The following is a 24,381-nucleotide window of genomic DNA, read 5'->3' as shown; positions in this document are numbered from 1 at the left end:
CTTTACTACAGTTCAATATATTGTCCAGGGGAAATAATATGTACAGGGATATTTATTGCTTCAACCTTTTGTTTAAAAGCTTCCGGTGACTGGGCAATTAGCGGCCAGGTGTTGTAGTGCATGGGAATAACAATACGGGGATTGAGCATTTTGACGGCTTCGACGGCGTCATCAGGCCCCATGGTGTAATTATCGCCAATAGGCAGTAAGGCGTAGTCGATTTGTTCCAGGCGGCCAATTAACGCCATATCGCCGAACAACGCGGTATCACCGGCAAAATATACGGTAGTGCCAAAAAAGTTGACAACAAAACCGGCGGCGTGTCCGCCGGGAACGCCTGAGCCGTGGAAAGCAGGGGTAATCCGGACATAACCAAAGTCAAAGGCGCGTTTGCCGCCTAAATGCATGCTTATGTTGGCACAACCCTGTTCCCCAACTAATGAAGCTAGTTCGGCAGTGGTAATAACAGTGGCGCCGGTACGTTTGGCGATAGCCACAGTATCTCCCAGGTGATCGCTGTGGCCGTGACTGACTAAAATATAATTGCACTCAATTTCTTCAGCCTTGGCGTTGTTAATGGGATTGCCGGTAAAGAACGGATCAAATAATAATGATGTTTTGCCGTAGGTTAATTGAAAACAAGCGTGCCCGTAAAATTTTAATGTAGTCACAAACTGCACCTCCGTAGCAAATTTAATTACCAGATATAGTATTTTTCCAACTTTACTTCATAAATTCCTGCCGTGAATAAGAAAAAGTCTGAATTTATCTCCAAGGGGAAGGTTTATTGATGAATCATGGAGAATTTTAAATATATACATAATTTGTTTATTAGTAAAGGAGCACCAGCCATGATTCCGGTAATATCTGTAGTAGGACGGTCAAATGCCGGTAAGACAACCTATCTGGAAAAACTAATCGCCGAAATCAAGCGCCGGGACTATAAAGTTGCGGTAATTAAGCATCACCACTGCGACTTTGATATTGATAAACCGGGGAAAGATACCTGGCGGCATGCCCGGGCCGGGGCCGACGTAGTCTGCCTGGCTTCGCCGAATAAAGTGGCTATGATAAAGAAAACTTCCCAGGAATTGTCGCTCGACCAAGTGATTGGTTATATAGACAATGTTGATATAATCTTTACCGAAGGTTATAAACAGGAAAACAAACCCAAGATAGAAATTTACCGGCAGGCGGCGGGAAATAGCCCCTTGGGTATGAAACCTGAACTCATTGCCGTTGTAACTGATGTTGTTCTTTATGAAGAAGTTCCGCATTTTGCACTTGATGACGCAGCAGCGATGGCCGACTTTTTGGAACTAAAGGTGTTAAATAACAAAATATCAAAGGACTGATTAGCATGTATGACTGTCATAACCGTCAAATCAATTATCTGCGGGTATCTGTTACTGACCGTTGTAATTTTCGCTGCGCATATTGTATGCCTGAACAAGGCGTCCCCATGCTCAGTCATGCAGACATTCTAACCTATGAAGAACTTCTGCGGGTAATTAAGGTTGTTAGTTGTCACGGTGTAAGTAAAATTCGTCTTACAGGCGGTGAACCGCTGGTACGTAAGGGTATTGTAAATTTTATTCAAAACATTGCTGCACTAAAAACGATAACTGACATATCGCTGACTACTAATGGCAGTTTGCTTGCCGGTATGGCCGGTGAACTAAAAGCAGCTGGCCTGAACCGGGTCAATATTAGTCTTGACACTGTTGATCCTGAGCAGTTCCGGAATATTACCCACGGGGGCAATGTTTTCGAAACCCTTAAGGGGATGGAAACTGCCCTGGCCGTCGGACTGGTGCCTGTCAAGCTTAATGTTGTACTCACTAATATGATTACTGAAAGTGATGTGGCTTTTTTTGTTAATTTGGTGCACCGGGAGCCGGTAGCTGTCCGGTTTATTGAGTATATGCCGATAGGTGAGAGCCGGGTTGGGCCTGGTCCAAGCATCGGAGAAATTAAAACGATGATTAATTCCTTTGGACGGGGCGTATTAAAGCCGGCCCTGAATGTTCAGGGAAACGGTCCGGCCAAATACTTTAGTTTGCCGCAAGCCAAAGGCACGTTCGGGTTTATTACGCCGATATCCGAGCATTTCTGCGGTTTGTGCAACCGTATCCGCCTGACGGCTGACGGTAAATTTAAGCCGTGCCTCTTAGCTAACAAGGAGGTTGATGTAAAGGCGGCATTACGTGGCGGCGCCAGCGATGATGACATCGCCGAGCTTTTTTATCAAACTATTGCTCACAAGCCGGAAGGACATACACTGACAAATCCGGGAAAGCAAACAAATTTTTATCGAAAAATGTCACAAATTGGCGGATGATTTTAAATAATTTTATTTTCAATGCGCGTGGTAAAAACCGGACTTCAGTTAGTGCCGCTTTCAGCATAATTTTTCCATAAGATAAAAGTATTTTTTTCTTTAAAATTTTACTTCATGAATGAGTTTAGAAAATTTCGAAGAAACACATTTCATTAAGATGAGTTCCGAGTCAGTATCTCCTTTTGAGGACATACTGACCGATAGGGTGTGAAAAGTAATTTCCATGCCTGCCTGTGTGCAAAGGAAGTCCGAACCCAGGATTCCTTTTTTTATTTGCTTCTTAACATAATTAAGGAGGTGATTTTATTGGTTTACTGTGTTAACATGGCCACTCTAACCGTTACGTAAGATGTGCTCAACGCTCACATGCCGGGCAAGCTTATAAAATATACTATTGATGGTGAGGGGATTGCCATGGTTGCTGATAGTTATCAAGATCATATTCTTCTTACTTGGAAGAATTACATCTCTGGGAAAAACTGGACGCCGGCTATCCGTCAACAGATAGTTGAATCCTGGAACCGCTGTAATCAAGCCGGTGTAAATCCTTATGATAATAGCATTCACAATAAATTGGACGAGGCGGCATTGCATGCGAAGCTTTTAGAAAAACAAGAGCTTATAAAGATCGCAAAACCGTTTATGGCCAATCTCTATAAATTTGTTCAGGGTTCTGGTTTTGTTGTTGTTTTAACCGATGAGCAGGGTTATATAATGGAAATGTTCGGAGACGAGGATACATTAAGTAACCCAATGACCAAAAATTTTTTCCGTGGCGCTTCTTGGCGGGAAGAAGCAGCAGGTACAAATGCTATTGGAACCGCGCTGGTAATTAAGAAACCCATTCAGGTTTCCGGCGCTGAGCATTACTGCCAGAAGCATCACTGCTTGACATGCTCGTCCGCCCCCATTTTCGATGACTATGGACGCGTTATCGGTATCTTAGATATGTCAGGCGCTTTTTATATGTCCCACTTGCATACCTTGGGTATGGTAGTTGCAGCCGCCGAGGCAATTATGGCCCAGCTTGACATTCAACGAAAGAACCGGGAACTGGTTTTGGTTAATCGTCGCTTAACGAATATATTCAATACAATGTCAGACGGGGTACTCATGATTGATAATCGCGGGATTGTAAACCAGTTGAATCCGGCGGCAAAGAAAATTCTTAATAAAGAGGAGTCAGAAATATTAGGCGTGTCCTTTGATCGCATAATGAACGGCAAAGCGGTAGCGACATGGCGAATGTTAAATAACAAGGAACCATACGCAGACATCGAACTTATGGTGGATACAAAGAAAAGCAAGTTTCACTGTTGGGCTTCGGGTGAGCCTTTGACTGATGAGCAGGGAAAAGTCATCGGTGGCTTAATTATCCTGCGCCCCATTAAGCATGTACAAAACTTGATTAATAGATTTAGCGGCTATCATGCAACCTTGCAGTTTAGCGACATTATTGGTGAGAGTAAAGAAATACTGGAGGCTATACGGATAGCCTCCCTTGCAGCCTCAACGTCATCTAATATTCTTCTGCAAGGTGAGAGCGGCACCGGTAAGGAAATTTTCGCCCAGGCTATCCATAATCGTAGCGAATTGCGAAACGGTCCCTTTGTGGCCCTGAATTGTGGGGTTATACCGCGGGAACTAATTGGTAGCGAGTTGTTTGGTTATGTCGAGGGTGCTTTTACCGGTGCCGTACGGGGAGGAAAACCGGGTAAATTTGAATTGGCTTCAGGCGGTACTCTTTTCCTTGATGAGATTGGTGATATGCCGCTGGAACAGCAGGTAGCATTGCTGAGGGTATTGCAAGAGAAAAAAGTGACCCGCATTGGCAGCGATAAAGTCATCCCTGTTAATGTCAGAGTTATCTGTGCAACCAATAAAAATTTACCCCAAGAAATAGAAAAAGGGACTTTCCGGCAAGACCTCTATTATCGGATCAATGTTATTTCTATTAATATTCCGCCGCTACGCAACCGGGCCCAAGATATTCCATTACTGTTCAGGCACTTTTTGGATAAAATAGGCCGGGACCGCGGCTGTAAATTTTATGTTGAACCCCAGGTTATAGCGTGTTTGCAAAACTACGCGTGGCCGGGCAATGTCCGGGAACTGCAAAACATAGTTGAGAGGGCTGTAAGTTTAGCAGAATCAGAAGTAATTACAATGGCTCATCTGCCTATGGAGCTATATGCACAGCAAAATCCGGTTTATTTTTCCAAGGAATCCGTAGTTTCGCCGAATGTAAACGAAATATCTCGTCGTGAACAGCGGCGAAAAATAGCGAATGAAGCAGAGCGTCAGCATATCTTGCTGCTCTTGGCGAAATATGGTGGCAATGTTAGCGTTGTAGCCCGGGAATTTGGGGTTTCACGCAATACTCTCTACCGCAAAATGCGTTTATATGCAATAGAGAATTAGTTGCAAAAAGTCTATGCCGTATTTGGATAGTTCGAATAACCTGAAGCACAGTTTCACCGTGAATGATATTTATGTGTAAGCCAGGTGAAGCATAATATGGTGTCACTTTCATTGTGTCACATTTGTGTAATATAAATGTAACACAACATGACAGAAATGTGTCACTTCTAAAACAATTTTTGAGAATCAAGCCATTCGTATTATACGGATGGCTTGATTTTTTTTAGAAAAAATATGGGTTGGCATGAATTTTGCAAAAATATTTAGTCATTACATACTTGGAAACACAACTCACCTTATGTTCAAAGGAGTTGGTTTTTCTGTTGTTTTTAGCACCTTTTTCTTATTTAATTTAAATCAAATATATACTTGGAGGGGATTTACTTGTTTTATCGTGTTAACATGGCTACATTAACCGTGACAAAAGACGCAGGCGAGCAGTACAATGGCCTGGCCGGCCGGGCACTTACCTCCCGGATCGTTAAAACCGAGGTTGACGCCAACGCGCATGCACTGGGTAAGCTCAACAAACTCATTCTCGCGCCCGGCTTCTTGACCGGTACCTTCGCGCCTAACGCCGGCCGCATGTCCTTCGGCGCCAAGAGCCCGTTGACCGGAACAATCAAGGAAAGTAACGTAGGCGGTTTTATCGGTCACAAACTTGCCCGCTGCGGTGTAACGGCTGTTATCGTTGAGGATGTAGTTCAGGACGGCAAACTGTATACTATGGTAGTTACCAAAGACGGAATCAAATTAGAAGAATGCCCGGAACTTAAAGGTCTCAATATATATGATGCCACTGCCAAACTTCAGGAAAAGTATGGTAAAAAAGTCGGCATTGCCGTTATTGGCACTGCCGGCGAAAATAAAATGGCTTCGGCCTGCATCGGCGCGACCGACCAGGACGGAGAACCCACCCGTCAGGCCGGTCGCGGCGGCTTGGGAGCCGTTATGGGCAGCAAGGGGTTAAAAGCCATAGTTGTTGATGATAGTGGTGCTGCCAACATCGCCTTTGCCGACGGGGAAGCCTTCAGAGCAGGCGCCAAGAAGCTGGCTAAAGCGCTTACCAGCCATCCTGTTACCAGCCAGGGACTGCCTACCTATGGTACCAATGTGCTTGTTAACATCCTGAACGAAGCCGGCGGTTTACCTACCAGAAACTTTTCGGAAGGACGTTTTGAAGGCGCTAACGACATTAGCGGTGAGACCATGTATGAAACGATTAAAGCCCGCGGCGGCAACCCCACCCATGCATGTTCACCCGGTTGCATTATGCGTTGCTCGCAAACCTATCCTGATAAAGACGGTAAAATGCTTACCGGTGGCTTTGAGTACGAAACGTGCTGGGGTTTTGGCGCTGACCTCGGGATTAACAACCTGGACGACATTGCTTTGATGAACCGGCTGTGTGACGACTATGGTCTTGACACCATTGAAATGGCTGTTACCTTAGGTGTGGCTATGGAAGCCGGCGTGGCCAAGTTTGGCGATAGCAAAGCCGCTATCGAACTTATCCATGAAGTTGGCAAGGCTACGCCGCTGGGCCGTATCCTAGGCGCAGGTGCTGCCGTTACCGGTAAAGTGTACGGTGTAACCCGCGTACCGACCGTCAAAGGGCAAGGCATTCCGGCTTATGATCCGCGTGCCGTTAAAGGAGTAGGAGTCACTTACGCTACCACCACCATGGGCGCAGATCATACTGCCGGTTATGTTGTTGCCACCAACATCCTCGGCGTTAGCGGAAAAACCGACCCGTTGGCCGCCGCCGGCCAAGTAGACCTGTCCCGTAATTTCCAAATAGCCACTTCCTTCATTGATGCTACCGGGCTGTGTTTGTTCGTAGCTTTTGCCATCCTCGACATTCCGGAAGGGATGGAAGGTATTGTGGAAATGTGCAATGCCCGCTATGGCTGGAATTACACACTCAATGATTACCTCGAGCTTGGCAAGGAAGTGCTGCGGGACGAACGCGCCTTCAACAAGGCTGCCGGCTTTGGCGATGATTCCGACGATCTGCCTGACTTCTTCCGCAACGAAGCCCTCAAACCCCATAATGTGGTATTTGATATTCCCAAAGAAGAGCTTAAAAAAGTATTCAATTTTTAATTTTAACGTTTACAGTCGGAACCCGGTTATTATCCGGGTTCCCTTATCCTAGTAAAAAGCAATCAGGATATGGACAACATATGTAGAGTATTTGACTTGCTCTTAATAAATGTGTCCTGTTTGTGTAACAAAAGTGTAACATAAATGTGACACCAATGTCGCACTTAGTCATCCATATTGATAGGATGGCTTGTATTTTTTTAAAACATGGGTTGACATGAATGTTGCCGGTAATGTTTATATGATTTGGAACAGATCGGCTTGTGCCAAGCCCACTGGGACGATTGGCACAAGCCTTAGTCGCTGTATTTATTATTATGAGAAAGGGAAGTACTTCGGGAGGGCAGGAAAGTTATGACTATACACCGTGTGGGCCGAGGGGTGTTGTGGTTAGTCAAGCGGAGGATAGGCTTACTATAAAAAAGTAGAAATAAGCTTTGTGAAACATTGCAGGAATTGCTAAACAAGTGGCAAAATATAAATATAAGAATTTTTATTTATTTTAGTTATTCAATGGAGGCAGGCATGGAACAAGTAAATGAAGTAATTGTGCAAAAAGTTCGGGAATTAGCCAAAGATGGCCGTCTGACCTGCGCTGAAGCGACGCAATTGGCCAATGCCGAAGGTGTGCCGCCCATTGTGGTCGGAAGGGCGGCTGATGCTGCAGGAATCAAAATAACAGCCTGTCAGTTGGGATGTTTTGGGGCCAAAAAAGGAGACTAACATGGATTTTTTTAATTGTATTTCCTTGTCTAAAGCGCAGAGCCTTATTGAAAGCAGGCTGCCGGTAACGGCAACTTTGATTGAGGAAGTGCTGCTACCTGAGGCTTTGGGCCGGGTTGTTGCCGTCGATATTGCCGCTGGTGAGGATTTACCGCCATTTAGTCGTTCCACTGTTGACGGCTATGCAGTGCTCAGTCGTGATACTTTTGGCGCCGGTGAAGGTGCGCCGGTCATGCTTGATATTATCGGTGAAGTTTTTATGGGGCAAGCTGCCGGGTTCAGTGTCAGACCCGGGCAGGCGGTTATTATGCCGACAGGCGGGATGCTGCCGGCCGGGGCTGATGCGGTAGTAATGCTTGAACATACTGAGCGGTCTGATACTGAGACGTTGCTGGTTTTGAAGCCGGTTGCGCCTGGGGAGAATGTTATTGCCAAGGGCGAAGATATTAGAGTTGGCAACATAGTTATGACAAGCGGTACCAAGTTGACGCCAGCCGACATTGGCGCGTTGGCGGCTTGCGGTATCGCAAAGGTTAAGGTACGGGCACAGCTTAAAGCCGGTATAATCTCAACTGGCGATGAAGTGGTTGATATAACTGAAACGCCGGTGGGCGGTCAGGTGCGGGATATTAACACCTACACGTTAGCCGCTATGCTGACTGAGGCCGGATGTAAAGTAACACGGTATGGCGTTGTAAAAGATAAGTTTGAGGATTTGCTGGCTACAGTAGGGAAGGCTGCCAGCGAAAACCAGTTAGTACTGGTATCGGGCGGCAGCTCTGTCGGAGCCAGGGACCACACGGTGCAGGTTATTGAAGAACTGGGCCGACAGGATATAGTTTTTCACGGGCTGGCCGTAAAGCCTGGCAAACCCACGATTTTCGGCATGGTTGGCAGCGTGCCGGTATTTGGCTTGCCAGGACATCCGGTGGCAGCAATGACTATTTGTCAAACATTGGTCCTGCCGGTTGTATACAGACTTCAGGGACGGGGGCCTAACCGCGTGAATTGCAGGATTCCAGCCAGACTGACCAGAAACTGCGCTTCGGCGCCGGGGCGGGATGATGTCTTGAGGGTCAAGCTTAACTGGCAGGGGGGAGAATATCTGGCTGAACCGGTGCTGGGAAAATCCGGCCTTATTAGTGTTATGACCCAAGCTGACGGCGTTGTGAGGGTGCCTGCTGACAGCAGCGGGCTATATGCCGGGGATATAGTAACCGTCGAAGTAATAAGGGAGGCATAACAATGCACAAGGGTAAAGCATACTTAGAGTGCCTGCCGCGGGAAAAAACTTGTAAATTGTGGCAGGACAAGCTTACTGCCGCCGGCTATTTTGCCAAACCGCCTGTCGAAATAGTACCGGTAGCACAAGCTCTGGGCCGGGTTACTGCCGCCTGCACATATGCCAAGCAGTCAGTGCCTCATTATAATGGTTCGGCTATGGACGGTATTGCTGTGCGGGCGCAAGATACTTTCGGCGCGACCGAGACCAACCCGGTGCAGTTAACGCTGTTAAAAAACGGCCAACCGTTTATTGCCGGCGGCTGTTATATTGTTGATACCGGCGATTTGCTGCCAACTGATACAAACGCGGTAATTATGATTGAAGATGTGCATTTTGCAGGCAATACTGCCGAAATTATAGCTGCCGCCACTCCTTGGCAGCATATCAGGATTATCGGCGAAGATATTGTGGCTAACGAAATGGTGCTGCCTGAGCATCATGTTATCACGCCGGCGGATATAGCCGCCTTATTAGCGGCCGGACTGGAACATGTTGCCGTGATCGCCAAGCCTAAAGTTACTGTTATACCGACAGGCACTGAGCTTGTTGCCCGGGCGCAGGATTTAAAACCTGGCGCAATTCTGGATGTTAATTCGCATATGCTGTGTGCGGCTGTGGCGACATGGGGAGGAGAACCCATACGCCATGATATTGTGCCAGATAACTATGAACTGATAAAGCAGGCGGTTGAACGTAGTCTTGCGACCAGTGACATGGTTATTACCAATGCCGGAACTTCAGCGGGAACTGAGGATTTCACTTCTCGCATTTTGGCTGAATTAGGCGAAGTTTTGGCGCACGGTGTAGCCATCAAGCCTGGAAAACCGGTAATTTTGGCGCTGTGTAAAGGAAAACCGGTAATCGGCTTGCCGGGATATCCGGTATCAGCCATGCTGACTGCCGAACTGTTTGTCAGAGATGTGCTGTATCAGCGGCAGAAGCTGTCAATACCCGAACCGGAACAGGTACCGGCGGTCTTGGCGCGCCAACTGTATTCCCATGTTGGCGTCGAGGAATTTGTGCGCGTATCTGTAGGCACAATTCAGGGAAAGACGGTGGCGGCGCCGCTGAGCCGGGGGGCGGGAATGATTTCTTCGCTTATCAAGGCACAGGGGATGATTGCTGTTGGTGAAACCAGCCCCGGCTTGCCGGCAGGCGCTCCGGTACAAGTAAGGCTGTTTAACCGCCACCAGTCTGATACACTGTTGGCCGTCGGCAGCCATGACCTGGCAATTGATGTGCTGGGGGTATTTTTAAAGCGTCAGGCTAACAAGGTGTTAACGGCCGCCAATGTCGGCAGTATGGGCGGTATCATGGCGGTGAGAAATAACGAAGCGCATATTGCCGGTATTCATATGCTTGACGATAAATCAGGTCAGTACAATATACCATTTGTCAACAAATATCTGGCCCAAGGAACCTGGCAACTAGTGCGGCTGGCCCGGCGAGAGCAGGGGCTGATGGTGTTACCCGGAAACCCTAAACATATTACAGGCATGCCTGATTTAGTCCGGGAAGACATAACTTACGTGAATCGACAACGCGGTTCAGGCACGAGAATGCTGCTCGATTATTTATTGTCTAAACATGGACTGGCGTGTAATGCTATTGCTGGCTACGAAAAAGAGGTCAGCACCCATATGGCGGTAGCGGCGACAATTGTTGCGGGTGCAGCTGATACCGGTATGGGCATTCGCGCGGCGGCTAAAGCGTTAGATTTGGAGTTTATCCCGGTATCGCACGAGTGTTATGACATAATTTTGAATTTTCCGCCTGATGATGAAATTGCTGAAATCATTATTACCATTTTGCAGTCACCGGAATTCCGCCAGGAGGTTGAACGTCTGGGCGGTTATGATTTGGCCGAAGCCGGCAAAGTATTAGCAGTAAACAATATGCAGTTGGGAGAGTGACCAACGTGGTTTTGGATATTCATCTATTTGCTACTCTCCGCCGCTACTTTCCTGAAGCGCCGGGCGGCGTCCTGGCAATGGAAGCGGCTGAGGATACCACAATTGAAGAGCTTATTGCTAAATTGAACATTAGCCCTGAGGAAATTAAGATTATCATGGTCAACGGTGTGCAGGCTCAATCCGGTCAGGTGCTTAAAGACGGGGACAGAATAGGCCTATTTCCCCCGGTCGGCGGCGGCTAAGAGTCGAATTGTGTTAACAATTAAAAGGAGAAACATTAATGGAACTGACACATTTTAATAATTCCGGCAAGGCACGGATGGTTGATGTCACGGCCAAAGACGAAACCAAGCGGGAAGCTGTGGCTGAAGGCCGGATTACCATGAAACCGTCTACACTTGAGATGGTAAAACAGGGAGCCATGGGTAAGGGAGATGTACTCGGCGTGGCCCAGGTGGCCGGGGTCATGGGTGCCAAGAAAACCTGGGAGATAATCCCGATGTGCCACCCGTTATTATTAACCGGCGTTAATCTTGAGTTTGCCATTGATGATGGGACTAGTGCCATTGAGATAAAAGCAGCCGTTAAAACTACTGGTAAAACCGGAGTGGAGATGGAGGCACTGACAGCTGTATCTGTTGCTGCCCTGACGATTTACGATATGTGTAAAGCGGTAGATAAAGGGATGACCATCGAATATATCCGCCTTAGAACCAAATCAGGCGGTAAAAGCGGTGACTTTATCAGGGAGGATAAATAAATGCAGGGAAAAATTGTAGCTGTTTGTACTAGCAAAAATAAGGGTGAACGCAAGCAAAACGTTGGCCAAGCCAACCTGTTGCCCGGACTTGGCCTTGAGGGTGACGCCCATGCCGGATTCCAGCACCGTCAAGTGAGCCTACTGGCTTTGGAAAGCATTGAAAAAATGCGGCACCTGGGGCTGGATGTCCATCCGGGTGATTTTGCCGAAAATCTTACTACTGAGGGTCTTGACCTGCCGTCATTGCCAATTGGCACAAAATTGAAAATTGGCGAGGTTTTGCTTGAGGTTAGCCAAATTGGTAAACAATGCCATAGTCGCTGCAATATCTACTATCAGGCCGGTGACTGTGTCATGCCCAAAGAGGGAATATTTGCTATTGTACTGACTGGCGGCCGGGTGGCTAACGGCGATATCATCGAGGTGATGGAACATGTTTAGTATTGGCATTATCACGGCCAGTGACAAAGGTTCGCGCGGCGAGCGCGAGGACTTGAGCGGCAAGGCGATTGCCACAATACTCGCCAGTTTGGGTGAGGTAAAACATTATGTAATAGTGCCTGACGAACGCGAGGCCCTTAGCCAGGCAATGATTGACATGGCTGACAACCTGGGCATTGACCTTATTCTTACGACCGGCGGCACTGGTTTTGGGCCCCGTGATGTGACGCCGGAGGCAACTTTAGCCGTTATTGACCGGCAAGTGCCAGGTATTCCTGAAGTTATGCGGGCCAAATCGCTGGAAAAGACGTCACGGGCCATGCTGTCCCGGGCAGTGGCCGGTTTGCGTGGCCGTACCTTGATTATTAATTTGCCTGGCAGTCCTAAAGGTGTAACAGAATGTCTGGAAGTTGTTTTACCGGCGCTGGAGCACGGCTTAGCCATCATGAAGGGTGAAGCCGGGGAGTGTGCCAGATAAGTTGTGAACTAAGGAAATTGAATAATATTCTTCGAGTCTGCCGGTCTAAAGTAAAGGCCATGACCGTAGACCGTTAGGGTGTTTTGGGAAACTAAGGCGCCTTCCGTTGTGAAAAGAAGAAGCTGGTACCGGTAATAAAACCGGCATTGCTATATTCTTTTGCAATGCCGGTTTTTATACATTTATCTACCAGAAAAGAGGGTGGTTAATAAAAGAATAGTTTATTATGGTACAATATTTGGTTAACAGAAAGAGGTGCGTATAATGCGAAACAAAGTCCTAAAACTAATCGGTTCTATGGTAATAATTCTTATGGTTTTTGGGCTGACGGCCTGTCAAAAGGCGCCAAAACAACAGGCGGCGCAAAACCCGCCCAAACCAGCCAGGCCGGAAGTAATCCTGGCAACCACTACCAGTACCCAGGACAGTGGTTTGCTGGATGTTATTGTTCCTGCTTTTGAGAAAAAAACCGGTTATAAAATCAAGACAATTTCGGTAGGCACCGGCCAAGCGCTCGCCATGGGGGAAAAAGGCGAAGCCGATGTGCTTCTGGTGCATGCGCCTGACGCCGAGAAAAAAGTAGTTGCCGGCGGAGCGGCGATCAACCGTCGTATGGTAATGCACAATGATTTTGTACTTGTTGGACCGAGTGAAGACCCGGCAAAGATAAAAGGTAAATCGGTTATTGATTCGCTGAAAGCAATTAACAGCGTCAAGGCGGTGTTTGTTTCGCGCGGTGACGATTCAGGCACGCATAAGCTTGAACAAAAGCTATGGCAGACTGCCGGAATTAAACCGCAAGGTACTTGGTATCAAGAAGCCGGTGCCGGGATGGGACAGACGCTAAAAATCGCGGATGAGAAAAAAGGCTATACCATTTCTGACCGGGCTACCTATCTTGCTCAACAAAAAAACATAGCACTACAGGTGTTGGTTGAGGGCGATGCTAAATTATTAAATATCTATCATGTTATGGAAGTCAACCCGGATAAGTTTGCTAAGGTAAATAAAGAAGGAGCTAAGGCGTTTGCCGATTACTTGTTATCTGATGAAGGCCAGGCTTTAATCAGTTCTTTTGGCAAAGATAAGTATGGCCAGGCATTATTTACAGCCGATGGTGGTAAGACTGAAAAGGATTTCGGCCTATAATATAAGACTATAAAGGGAATAAGTTATGGATAATATCTGGCAAGATCCTGATATATTGGCAGTTACCCTACTTACTGTGCAGGTGTCAGGCGTAGCTACTCTCATAAGTATTATATTGGGAGTGCCGCTAGGTTTATGGCTGGCACTCAGTGATTTTTTCGGAAAGAAATTTATTGTTAGTGTGGTTAATTTCGGTATGGGCCTGCCGCCCGTGGTAGTTGGTTTGGTAGTTAGCCTGATGTTATGGCGGTATGGGCCGCTGGGTATGCTGGGGATAATGTATACTCCTTGGGCTATGATTATTGCTCAAGCTGTTATTGCCAGCCCAATTGTAGCAGGCTTGTCATTTGCCGCCATCAGCAGTCTTAATCCCAATTTAAGATTACAGTTAATATCATTAGGCGCTTCCCGGCGGCAAGCCAATCTGATTCTGATTCGTGAAGCACGGCTGGGCTTGCTAGCCGCCGTTATGGCCGGATTTGGCGGGGTAGTATCGGAGGTAGGCGCATCGATGATGGTGGGCGGAAATATAAAAGGCCAAACCAGAGTGTTGACTACCGCAACCGTCATGGAAGTAGGTAAAGGTAACTACGATACCGCGCTGGCACTTAGTTTTATCTTGTTGTTGGTGGCTTACAGTATTGTTGCCGCTCTGACTTATCTGCAGAACCGGACAGCAAAATAGGTATGGTGGAGGGAAGTATGAACCATACAATTGTAGAATTGACAGGAATCAAAGTATATAGAAACCGCCAATTAACCCTGAATATCGAACAACTTTCGGTAGCGGCAGGCGAGCTTGTAGCTGTGGCAGGTCCCAACGGCGCCGGCAAAAGCACGCTTTTGCAGGTCATCAACATGCTTTTGCCTTACCAGCAAGGAGTGCTCAAGCTGTTTGGCCGGGACATTTCTCAGACCGGCCGGGAAGATGCCCGCTGCAATAGTTCGATGATGTTTCAGGAAACGCTGCTGGTAAACGGTACGGTGTACGATAATGTGGCCCTGCCTTTGAATTTTCGTAATTACACTCAAACGGAAATTGAAGAACAGGTAGCGGCAGCACTTAAGAATTTTCACTGCCAGCATTTGGCGGAACGTCAGGCGAAGCAACTGTCTGGCGGTGAGGTGCAGCGGGTCGGTTTGGCTCGCGCGCTTGTTTATCAGCCAAAACTGCTATTACTTGATGAACCGTTTGCCGCCCTTGACACGGCAACACGGACGGCAATTTTGGGTGATTTGAAACAAGTGGCGGTTGCCAACAGAATAACTGTTCTGTTAGTCAGCCACAATTTTAATGATGTGTTATCTTTTGCTGACAGGGTGGTTGTATTGGCGGACGGGCGCATGATTCAGGACGATTGCCCGGAAGTTGTCCTCCGCCGTCCAGTTAACCTTGAAGTAGCCAACCTGGTTGATATGGATAATATTTTGCCCTGCCAAGTGGAAACCGATGGCCGGGAGGCTATTGTCCGGTTGGCAGGTGGTGTAGCATTTAGACAGAACAAGCCTGTTCCCGTTGGTGCGGCTGCGTGCTGCCTGCCAGGCGATGCAGTCTATATACTTAATAGAAGCTCGGCACTAAGACGTCAACCGCTGGTGACTATCAACGGAACGATTGCCGGAATTACTCCCGGTATTGGGGCATACAAAGTAAGGGTTGAATCGAGCAGTCTTTCGCTAACCATGAGAGCTCCCCGTGAACAAGCGACAGGTTTGATTTCAGGCAGTCAGGTTGAAGTGGCTTTTAATCCTGATGAAGTGCAGCTTATATGCTAATTTGAACTCAATAACCACTAGTGTATTCGTTTGCTGCCAGGCGTTTTTCAAGCTCATTCATGAGTTTGAACAGCGCCTGGTCTTTATTTTGGTCTCAATGATAAACGAACGTGTGATTAAAATATTATGGTATATACTATAAAAATATGTAATATAATGTAAAGGTGTAAAAAATGGCAGTAAATAGATCCCTAAAGAGGTTTTATATTTACTGTGGCGAATAAATTTAAATGGTTAGGCTGGGCAAATCCGATACAATATGTTAATTACAAGAGAGGGAAAGGAGCTAATTGTTGTGATGCGGGCTAATTTTTTGCAGGAGCTTGCCAGTATTCGTACAGAAGTAAAAGAAATGGGGGATAAGACTACACTTTCTGTACGGACAGCAGTCAACTCCTTTATCGGCAACAATGCTGAAACTGCATTGCGTTCACGGCAGTATGAAAAAGAAGTTGATGATATGTATAAACAGATTGATGATAGATGTATTGCCACTATTGCCACTCAGCAGCCGGCGGCCGCTGATTTAAGGTTTTTAGTTTCCAGTATTAAGATTGCCAACGAAATTGAGCGGGTAGCTGATTATGCGAATAATATCGCTAAAATAGTTCAAAAAAAATTTCCTCGCATGGATTTGGCAGCACTTACGCCTTTGTCAGAAAAGGTTAAGAAAATTGGCGATTTGGCTGCCGGTATGTTAGCTGACGCCATAAAAGCTTATGATGTTAATGACGCCAATCTGGCCAGCCAGGTAAGAGAGCGTGACGCCGAAGTAAACAAGCTAAATAAGGCACTGCTTAAAGATATCCTGAATGTTGCCGTGTCAGACCCTATCAGTCAGGAAGCCGTGCTTGAGTATAACGTTGCCATCCGGTATATAGAGCGTGTAGCTGACCGGGCGACAAATATTGCCGAATTGGTGTTTTATACTGCTACCGGTTATCGTATGAAAGACAAAAAGTCCTAGGAGTGATCACAGTTTGTTCAAACCATATACCAACTCAAGTTTGCCCTTAAAGCAATTTGCGAAACGGTATCTGGGTATCTGGTATTTGCCCGGAGTTATGTCTCGCAAAAAGCAGGTTGTGCCACGGATCATTGACGCCGCGCGCCGTTTATGAGTAAAATGTCAGTGTCAACACTGGCGTTGTATGGTATAATTATGCTTATAATGAGATATGCGGGAAGGAATGTTGGGCATAATGTTTACTTATACGACCAGTGGTGTTTGTTCAAAAAAAATTGAATTTATGGTTGAAGATGGTGTAGTTAAAAAAATTTCGTTTCAATCCGGTTGTCCGGGCAACCTGCAAGGCGTTAGCCGGCTTGCCGAAGGCATGAAGGTTGAGGATATTATTATAAAGCTAAAAGGGATTAAATGCGGCGATAAAGAGACTTCTTGCCCTGACCAGTTAGCCAGAGCATTGGAAGAGTTACAAAACAAATGACTTGACACCAATCGGTTTTTCTGCTATATTAATTTGCAATAGAATACCAAAATGCAATGACTGAGATAAGTAAGTTTGTTGCGCTATTATCAGAGAGCCGGGGGGTGGTGTGACCCGGTAGGCGTACTTACTGAAATACACTTACGAGCAGCAGGTCGAACGTTAAATAAGTAGACTGAGCCGGAATGCCACCGTTATCATGGGCTAGGGTATCGGTATGTTCCTGTACCTGAAAAAGTGGCTTGCCATTTGAGCAAGCAGGGTGGTACCGCGAGTTAAGTCTCGTCCCTGTATAGGGGACGGGACTTTTTATATTTTTTAATAAATGAATGGAGGAGATAAACATGATTATTGTAATGAGCCCGACGGCTACCCAGAATGAGATAGACAATGTGATCGCCAGAGTAACCGGAGCCGGACTCAAAGTCCATTTGTCTGAAGGCAAGATGCGTACTATCATTGGCTTAATTGGCGAGAAAAAATTAATGGCCCAGCTCCCGCTTGAAGCTATGGCCGGTGTGGAAAAGACCATAGCAGTGACAGCAGGATACAAACTTGTCAGCCGGGAGTTTAAAAATGAAGATACGGTTATTGATATTGGGGGAGTGTTGGTAGGTGGCTCAAGTTTGGTAGTTATGGCCGGGCCATGTGCTGTTGAAAGTAGGGAGCAATTACTGGTTTCGGCTCAGATTGTGAAAGAGGCTGGTGCTCAGTTCCTGCGGGGCGGAGCTTATAAACCCCGGACTTCACCGTACTCTTTCCAGGGACTTGAGGAAAAAGGCTTGGAGATGCTGGCTGAGGCCAGAACATTGACCGGACTGAAAATTGTTACCGAGGTCGTTGATATTCAGTCGGTGCCGGTTGTCAGCGCCTATGCTGATGTGTTGCAAATCGGGGCGCGCAATATGCAAAACTTTCAGTTGTTAAAAGCTGTCGGTAAAAGCGGCATGCCTGTACTGTTAAAGCGCGGTATGGCCGCTACCATCAATGAATGGCTGCATGCTGCAGAGTATATTATGAACGAAGGTAATTACAATGTTATGTTTTGTGAACGAGGTATCCGGACATTTGAGGACTATACCCGTAATACGCTGGATTTAAGCGCTGTTGCCGCCATCAAAAACTTAAGCCACTTGCCGGTTATTGTTGATCCCAGTCACGGCACCGGTTTATGGAAATTGGTACGGCCCATGGCCCGGGCGGCAGTGGCAAGCGGCGCTGACGGACTCATGATCGAAGTGCACCCAAATCCGGCTGAAGCCTTGTCTGATGGTAATCAGTCACTGACACCCGAAAATTTCCGGGCACTCATGGGAGAAGTAAGTGCAATTGCAACCGTTATGGGCAGGAAATTATCATGGGATTAAATATCAGCCGGATTGCAATAATCGGTATGGGGCTTATTGGCGGCTCGCTAGGTCTGGCAATCAAAGCCGCCAGAGAGGAAAAAACTGAGGTTACCGGTATTGATACCAACGAATTGACGCTGGTTAAGGCCCGGCAACGCGGTGCTGCCGATATAATAACTGCTGATTTGGCAGAAGGTGTAGCGCAGGCTGATATGATTTTTTTGTGCACGCCGGTTTTGCAGGTGGTCCCGTTGGTAAAAAAGATAGCGCCTTGTTTAAAGCAAGGCGCTATCTTAACCGATACCGGTAGTACCAAAAGTTATTTGCTGGAACAGATTAGCTCTCTTTTACCCGAATATGTCCACTATGTGCCTGGTCATCCCATGGCCGGACGCGAAAAAAGCGGTATTGAAGCCGCTGATGTAAATCTTTTCCATAACAAATGGTATATTCTTACACCACCGGCAGATGTCAACCGTGTGGCTACAGATGCCGTACGCCAGGTTATTGGTTGGACAGGAGCCCAAATAACCGTTATGGATGCCGTGAAGCATGACTGGTGTACAGCGTTAATAAGCCATGTGCCTCATATTGGCGCTGCTGCCTTAGTAAATTTGCTGGCCTATTCTGAGGACCAGGACAGCAGTATCAAACTAGCCGGCGGCGGCTTCCGTGATACTACACGTATTGCCTCATCCAACGCCGACATGTGGGCTGATATTTGCATGACGAACGCGGGGCCTATAGCCGACGGTTTAGACAAATTCAACCAATTAATCAGCGAAGTAGCAGCGGCTATCCGCCAGAATGACCGCCGCACTGTCCATAATTTCTTTTCTACCGCAAAGGAACGGCGGGATGAACTTTTGCAACTTGAGCAGGCCGTTACCGGACAACCGATGTCCAATGGGCGTTAATGATCTGGGCCATAAGTTTTTTAGCCTCAATATCAGGATGCAGCCCATCGATGGCAAAGTCGTCGGGAAGTTCACGGTTACTGTCAACAAAAAATGGTTCAAGGTCAATGAAATACCGCTGTTGCCTAATAAAGTTATTGACAGCGTCAAATTCTTCCCGCCAATTGGATACTGTTTCTTCTTTAAAAACTTCATCTATAGCAGCCGGATTAATTGGCGGCAAGGTCAAAAATATTGGCCTTATACCGTTTGTAAGGCATTTGTCACGAATGGCGGCAAGCTCAGTTATTACTTGGTCTGCGGGAACACCGCCGCGTAAACTGTTAGTGCCACCAAGGATTATCAAGTATTTGGGCTTGAACGGCAAAACATCATGGTCAAACCGGGCCAGCATGGCTTCAGTAGTATCACCGCTTTTACCTAAATTAACGGCGGGAAAACGTAAATAAGTCTGATAGCTGTAACTAGCGTCAGCGGGAGAATAGGATATAGCTCCGCCGCCGTGGGTTATGCTATCGCCAAAAGTAGCCGCGTACTGGCCTCTGGCCAAATCAACAGTGAATTCGGCCGCGTCAGAATAACCGCCAACCGGATTGCCGTCTGCGTCGATGCCGCGTACGCGCCAGTAATATTTTCCCGGGATAATACGGGGCTGGTCGTCATAGCAGTCATTGAGTCCGGTTACTGTTTTGCTCCAGATCCGGTGGCGGGAAGGCTCAATACCATTAGGATTTTCCGGCGGATTATCGGTAAGTTCAACTTCATAACTTATTGCGCCAAACACCGGTATCCAGGCATAAACAGGGTAAAGTGGCATGGGTAGGGTGTTTGATTTAAGATTGACATTAACCAATGGCTTGGTGACCGGGATAATATCGCGGTCAATAAAAATTTCAGCAGCATCAGAAAATACTCCCAGGGGATTGCCTTTTTTATCAAGCGCCCGGACACGCCAGTAGATGTGGTTGCCTTCATACCAGGACAAGTCGGCATTATAACCGTTGGTATAAACTTCGCGGGTTAAACTGACTTGGCTTTTGGACTGATAAATATCATTAGGATTTTCGGGAGGCATTGTTAAGAATTCGAGTTCATAATACACAGCGCCTGGTACTACAGTCCAAGTCAGCATTGGCCGAATTGACGCCGGTGCGTTGTTGGGATAAAACGAAGTTGGCGTCGGTTTGACATTTTCGAAAGTATCGGCTGTCCGGCCGCTGGCCTCTGTCAGGCTGATATGGTCGGAATACTTACCAAGCGGCTTATGAAATAATGTTTGTGCCGATACCCGCCAGTACGTATGGAAAGGGAAATTTTCGTCAATGGTCAGCCGGTTTTTCCAGGTCCGGTAGCTGACAATCCGTTGAGAATCGTCGGCTTCATAGCGGTCGTCCGGTGGTGGCGCACTAAGGGCTTCAACCTTATAATAAGCAAGATAGGGCAAACGGGGCCAGCTTAAGACATACTCGTTGGTACTATAGCGGATTTCCAGATTGGGCTTATAACTGCTGAGGCCAACGGCTTCGGAGATTTCAAGTATATATGAGATCATCAGAGTTAAGAGCACAATAATTATTATTCGTTTCATGAGTACACCTGCCAATACAAATAGAAAGCTATATACTATAATACCACTATATTTTAGTAGTGACAAAAACTGGCCCCAAAATAATTTGTCAAGCTCTGTCGTAGCTATTGTTTAACCAATTCTATCAATAAATCACCTGTTTCGACGATATCGCCTGTTTTTACATAAATTTCTTTGACTTTGGCGTCAAATGGCGCATTAATTGTTGTTTCGATTTTCATGGCTTCTGTCACCATTAGACTTTGCCCCTTTTTTACCAGGCTGCCTTTTTCAGCAAGGATATCCAAAATCCGCCCGGACATGGTAGCGCCGATATGCCCGGGATGGTTTGCATCAACTTTCGGGCGGTCCAAAACGATTACTTTAATATTACGGTCTTTGATTTCGATATCTCGCGGTAAACCATTGATTTCAAAGCTTACGATTCTGGTGCCGTCAGGCTGCGGATCACCGACAGATACCAGTTTTACAACCAGAATCTTTCCAGCCTCAAGTTCTACGCTGATTTGCTCCCCGGGAGCTATACCGTAAAAGAAGACCGGAGTTTCAAGAACGGACAAGTCACCATAAGTCTTATTGAATTTTTGCCAGTCGAGGAAGACGTTCGGGTAAAGGATGTAGGATAAAACCTCGTACTCAGATACCGGCCGGCGAAGTGATTCAGTAAGATTTTTTTGCATCTGATCGAAGTTAACGGCTTCCATGAGTTCGGCCGGACGTTCTTTAAGCGGTTGTTTCCCTTTTAGAATAATTCGTTGCAGTTCCCGGGGGAAACCTTGATACGGCTGCCCAATCTGACCTTGGAAAAATTCAACTACCGAATTTGGAAAATTCAGGCTTTCGCCTTGCTCATAAATATCGTCTTCGTTAAGATTGTTTTTTACCATATATAAAGCCATGTCACCCACAATTTTAGAAGATGGGGTTACTTTTACGATATCGCCAAACATATCATTTACCCGGCGATACATCACTTTAATTTCTTCCCATTTATCTTCCAGGCCTACAGCTTTTGCCTGCTGTTCAAGATTGCTAATTTGACCGCCAGGCATTTCATGTTGGTAAACTTCGACATTGGGAAAGCGCGAGGATGTCTCAAAGCTGGTGTAATATTCGCGAACGTCCTCCCAATATTTGGAGAGGCGGTTAAGGGATTCAATATTAACCTGAGGCTGGCGCTCATGGCCTTGCAGGGCAAAATATAAAGTATTGGCGCTTGGTTGGGAGTTAAGTCCGGCCATAGAGGACAGGGCTACGTCAACAATATCAACGCCGGCATCGATGGCCCGGGCGTAAGTGTAAATTCCATTGCCGCTGGTGTCATGCATATGGAGATGGATTGGCATAGCAACAGTGTCTTTGAGTGCTGAAATTAAGCGGTAAGCAGCTTCCGGTTTAAGCAACCCGGCCATGTCCTTAATACACAGAATGTGCGCCCCGGTTTTCTGTAGTTCTTTAGCCATATTTATGTAGTAATTCAGGTCATATTTGCTGCGGCATTTATCTAAGATATCTCCCGTATAACAAATAGCCGGCTCGACAATTTTTCCTGTGGCCAGGGCGGCATCAATAGCGACCGTCATACCCTTAAGCCAGTTGAGACTGTCGAATATCCGGAATACGTCGATACCGGCGGCAGCTGATTTCTTAACAAATTCGGTAACGACATTATCAGGATAATTGGTATACCCCACCGCGTTGGAGCCTCTTAGCAACATTTGCAATAGAATGTTAGGTGTTTTTGTCCGCAACAGTTGAAGTCTGTTCCAGGGGTCTTCCTTCAGAAAACGTATGGCTGTGTCAAAAGTGGCTCCGCCCCACATTTCCATGGAAAACATTTCCGGCCACATGCGGACTGTGGGATCGATAATTTTCAGCATATCCCGCGTACGGACCCGCGTAGCAAATAGTGATTGATGGGCATCGCGAAACGTAGTATCGGTTAGTAAAACTTTATTTTGCTGCTTTATCCACTCAACAACGCCGGCAGGCCCATGTTGATCCAAAATTTGTTTGGTACCGGCGGGAACATCATCGGTAGGGGCTTTAGGGATACGCAGGGGTTTAAAAGCCGTTTTCTCGCGGTTTGACCTGCCTTCAATGCCGTTAACCGCTATTTCGCCCAGATACCGCATAAGCTTGGTGGCGCGGTCTTTGCGTTCAGGAAAAACAAATAATTCGGGAGAGGTGTCGATGAAGGTTGTATCAAAAGTACCGGCTTGGAAATCATCGTGCTTAACAACATTTTCCAAAAAGGCCAGGTTGGTTTTAATGCCCCGGATTCTAAATTCGTTAAGGCTGCGCAGCATTTTGGCGATGGCGCTTTGATGAGTAAGACCCCAGGTGGAGAGTTTTACCAACAGTGAATCGTAGTTGGGGGTAATAACTGCCCCGGCATAGGCGTTGCCGGCATCAAGGCGAATGCCGAAGCCGCCGCCACTCCGGTAAACAGATATTTTTCCCGTATCTGGCATAAAGTTGTTGGCAGGGTCTTCGGTAGTGACCCGGCATTGAATTGCATGACCGTAACAATTAATTTTTTCCTGGGGTGGCACATTGACTTCTTGGTCCAGAAGGCTATAACCATCGGCAATTAATATCTGGGATTGGACGATATCAACACCGGTTATCATTTCGGTAATAGTGTGTTCAACCTGAATCCGCGGGTTAACTTCTATAAAATAATAGTTGCCGTCCGGAGTAACCAAAAATTCGACTGTTCCCGCACTGATATAGCCGACATTTTTCATTAATTTTACGGCGGCGTTGCAAATTTCCTGGCGAAGTTCAGGGGAAAGCGACAAACTGGGGGCTATTTCAACTACTTTTTGGTGGCGCCGTTGCACCGAACAATCTCTTTCATAAAGATGAACAATATTGCCGTATTGATCGCCTAATATTTGTACTTCAATATGCTTGGGCCTTTCCAACAACTTTTCAACATAAACTTCATCATTGCCGAACGAAGCTTTGGCTTCAGATTTGGCCCGATGGTAGCCGTCGGCCAGTGTTGCCTGATTGCGTACAATCCGCATACCTCTGCCGCCGCCGCCCATAATTGCCTTTATAATAAACGGATAGCCGTAGCGGGCGGCAAAAGCTTTTACTTCTTCAAGGCTGCCAACCGGGCCGTTGCTTCCCGGAATAACCGGCAGGCCAGCCTGTTCAGCCTGGAACCGGGCATTAATTTTGTCTCCGAACATATCAAGGTGGGCCAGCGACGGGCCAATGAAGATAAACCCTTCTTCCTGGCAGCGTCTGGCGAAATCTTTATTTTCGGAAAGAAAACCGTACCCTGGGTGAATTGCGTCAACTTTATTCGCCTTGGCAATAGCTAAAATCCCTTCGATATCGAGATAGGCCTCAACAGGTTTTTTGCCTTCGCCGACTAGATAGGCTTCGTCTGCTTTAAACCGGTGGAGTGAAAAGAGATCTTCCTTCGAGTATATTGCTACTGTTCTAATACCCAACTCGTGGCAGGCGCGAACAACTCTTATAGCAATTTCTCCACGGTTTGCTACTAATACAGTTTTAATTCTTTTCATTTAAATTCCCTCCTGTGAAACAGTGAAGTAAGCGATGTATTTGCTAAGGTAGAATGACTGCATATTGTTACACTAGCATAACGCGCTTGGCGGAGCAATGTTTTTTTGTAATGTATGCAAAAAAAATAAGTTTAAGTTCAT

At 46.7% G+C, this 24,381-nt stretch carries 21 protein-coding genes, 2 riboswitches and 1 other annotated feature; of the genes, 18 read left to right on the top strand and 3 right to left on the bottom strand.

All coding sequences use genetic code 11. The features are described 5' to 3' along the window. Positions 1-5: 5 nt before the first annotated feature. On the bottom strand, positions 6-671 hold the full coding sequence (locus SCACP_RS11720; protein ID WP_425057767.1) for a metal-dependent hydrolase: 666 nt from the start codon (positions 669-671) through the stop codon (positions 6-8). Between the two features lie 180 nt (positions 672-851). On the opposite strand from SCACP_RS11720, the gene mobB reads away from it, so the two are divergent. The 18 genes from mobB to SCACP_RS11630 all read left to right on the top strand — a co-directional run bounded on the left by mobB (position 852) and on the right by SCACP_RS11630 (position 19,107). Then, positions 852-1,355, top strand: a complete 504-nt coding sequence (gene mobB / locus SCACP_RS11715) for a molybdopterin-guanine dinucleotide biosynthesis protein B (protein ID WP_425057766.1) — start codon at positions 852-854, stop codon at positions 1,353-1,355. Positions 1,356-1,360: 5 nt separating this feature from the next. Then, positions 1,361-2,341: a GTP 3',8-cyclase MoaA gene (gene moaA / locus SCACP_RS11710; protein ID WP_425057765.1), complete on the top strand. Its 981-nt coding sequence runs from the start codon at positions 1,361-1,363 to the stop codon at positions 2,339-2,341. A 150-nt stretch (positions 2,342-2,491) separates the two neighbouring features. Continuing rightward, a riboswitch (molybdenum cofactor riboswitch) is annotated at positions 2,492-2,603 on the top strand. Positions 2,604-2,707: 104 nt separating this feature from the next. Further along, positions 2,708-4,762, top strand: coding sequence for a sigma-54-dependent Fis family transcriptional regulator (locus SCACP_RS11705; RefSeq protein ID WP_425057764.1), 2,055 nt, complete (start codon positions 2,708-2,710; stop codon positions 4,760-4,762). Positions 4,763-5,164: 402 nt separating this feature from the next. After that, the gene (locus tag SCACP_RS11700; RefSeq protein ID WP_425057763.1) at positions 5,165-6,868 is read left to right on the top strand and encodes an aldehyde ferredoxin oxidoreductase family protein; all 1,704 of its coding nucleotides are present in this window, start codon (positions 5,165-5,167) and stop codon (positions 6,866-6,868) included. A gap of 525 nt (positions 6,869-7,393) precedes the next feature. Continuing rightward, entirely contained in the window at positions 7,394-7,591 is a 198-nt protein-coding gene (locus SCACP_RS11695; protein ID WP_425057762.1) for a hypothetical protein, read from the top strand. Position 7,592: 1 nt separating this feature from the next. Continuing rightward, positions 7,593-8,834 carry a gephyrin-like molybdotransferase Glp gene (glp, locus tag SCACP_RS11690; RefSeq protein WP_425057761.1) on the top strand — a complete coding sequence of 414 codons (1,242 nt, stop codon included), beginning with the start codon at positions 7,593-7,595 and terminating at the stop codon, positions 8,832-8,834. 2 nt (positions 8,835-8,836) lie between these two features. Further along, a complete protein-coding gene (locus SCACP_RS11685; protein ID WP_425057760.1) occupies positions 8,837-10,789 on the top strand; it encodes a molybdopterin biosynthesis protein in 1,953 nt (650 codons plus the stop codon). Positions 10,790-10,794: 5 nt separating this feature from the next. Then, on the top strand, positions 10,795-11,031 hold the full coding sequence (locus SCACP_RS11680) for a MoaD/ThiS family protein (RefSeq protein WP_425057759.1): 237 nt from the start codon (positions 10,795-10,797) through the stop codon (positions 11,029-11,031). A 38-nt stretch (positions 11,032-11,069) separates the two neighbouring features. Further along, positions 11,070-11,549 (top strand): cyclic pyranopterin monophosphate synthase MoaC, encoded by a 480-nt coding sequence (gene moaC / locus SCACP_RS11675; protein WP_425057758.1) that lies wholly within the window; start codon positions 11,070-11,072, stop codon positions 11,547-11,549. Continuing rightward, on the top strand, positions 11,550-11,990 hold the full coding sequence (locus SCACP_RS11670) for an MOSC domain-containing protein (protein ID WP_425057757.1): 441 nt from the start codon (positions 11,550-11,552) through the stop codon (positions 11,988-11,990). After that, the gene (locus SCACP_RS11665) at positions 11,983-12,468 is read left to right on the top strand and encodes a MogA/MoaB family molybdenum cofactor biosynthesis protein (RefSeq protein ID WP_425057756.1); all 486 of its coding nucleotides are present in this window, start codon (positions 11,983-11,985) and stop codon (positions 12,466-12,468) included. Before SCACP_RS11670 ends, SCACP_RS11665 begins: the two co-directional genes overlap by 8 nt. A gap of 17 nt (positions 12,469-12,485) precedes the next feature. Continuing rightward, a riboswitch (molybdenum cofactor riboswitch) is annotated at positions 12,486-12,603 on the top strand. 129 nt (positions 12,604-12,732) lie between these two features. After that, the gene (locus SCACP_RS11660; RefSeq protein WP_425057755.1) at positions 12,733-13,617 is read left to right on the top strand and encodes a substrate-binding domain-containing protein; all 885 of its coding nucleotides are present in this window, start codon (positions 12,733-12,735) and stop codon (positions 13,615-13,617) included. 25 nt (positions 13,618-13,642) lie between these two features. Next, entirely contained in the window at positions 13,643-14,302 is a 660-nt protein-coding gene (locus SCACP_RS11655; RefSeq protein WP_425057754.1) for an ABC transporter permease, read from the top strand. 17 nt (positions 14,303-14,319) lie between these two features. Continuing rightward, the gene (locus tag SCACP_RS11650; RefSeq protein WP_425057753.1) at positions 14,320-15,393 is read left to right on the top strand and encodes an ABC transporter ATP-binding protein; all 1,074 of its coding nucleotides are present in this window, start codon (positions 14,320-14,322) and stop codon (positions 15,391-15,393) included. Positions 15,394-15,691: 298 nt separating this feature from the next. After that, on the top strand, positions 15,692-16,360 hold the full coding sequence (gene phoU / locus SCACP_RS11645) for a phosphate signaling complex protein PhoU (RefSeq protein ID WP_425061388.1): 669 nt from the start codon (positions 15,692-15,694) through the stop codon (positions 16,358-16,360). A gap of 211 nt (positions 16,361-16,571) precedes the next feature. Further along, positions 16,572-16,841, top strand: a complete 270-nt coding sequence (locus SCACP_RS11640; protein WP_425057752.1) for a TIGR03905 family TSCPD domain-containing protein — start codon at positions 16,572-16,574, stop codon at positions 16,839-16,841. Between the two features lie 47 nt (positions 16,842-16,888). Beyond that, positions 16,889-17,134 (top strand) — a binding site (T-box leader). Positions 17,135-17,185: 51 nt separating this feature from the next. After that, on the top strand, positions 17,186-18,208 hold the full coding sequence (gene aroF, locus SCACP_RS11635) for a 3-deoxy-7-phosphoheptulonate synthase (RefSeq protein WP_425057751.1): 1,023 nt from the start codon (positions 17,186-17,188) through the stop codon (positions 18,206-18,208). After that, the gene (locus tag SCACP_RS11630) at positions 18,199-19,107 is read left to right on the top strand and encodes a prephenate dehydrogenase (RefSeq protein ID WP_425057750.1); all 909 of its coding nucleotides are present in this window, start codon (positions 18,199-18,201) and stop codon (positions 19,105-19,107) included. Before aroF ends, SCACP_RS11630 begins: the two co-directional genes overlap by 10 nt. Here the strand turns inward: SCACP_RS11630 and SCACP_RS11625 are convergent. Both SCACP_RS11625 and pyc read right to left on the bottom strand, forming a co-directional pair. Next, a complete protein-coding gene (locus SCACP_RS11625) occupies positions 19,076-20,695 on the bottom strand; it encodes a GDSL-type esterase/lipase family protein (RefSeq protein WP_425057749.1) in 1,620 nt (539 codons plus the stop codon). The genes SCACP_RS11630 and SCACP_RS11625 overlap by 32 nt on opposite strands. Before the next feature lie 104 nt (positions 20,696-20,799). Further along, entirely contained in the window at positions 20,800-24,240 is a 3,441-nt protein-coding gene (gene pyc / locus SCACP_RS11620) for a pyruvate carboxylase (protein ID WP_425057748.1), read from the bottom strand. Positions 24,241-24,381: the final 141 nt, after the last annotated feature.

This window comes from Sporomusaceae bacterium ACPt, from assembly GCA_041428575.1.
In the GTDB taxonomy this organism is placed as follows: domain Bacteria; phylum Bacillota; class Negativicutes; order Sporomusales; family Sporomusaceae; genus Sporomusa_D; species Sporomusa_D carbonis.
The sequence above is the reverse complement of the archived record's forward strand: the minus strand, read 5'-3'. Positions and strand labels throughout refer to the sequence as shown.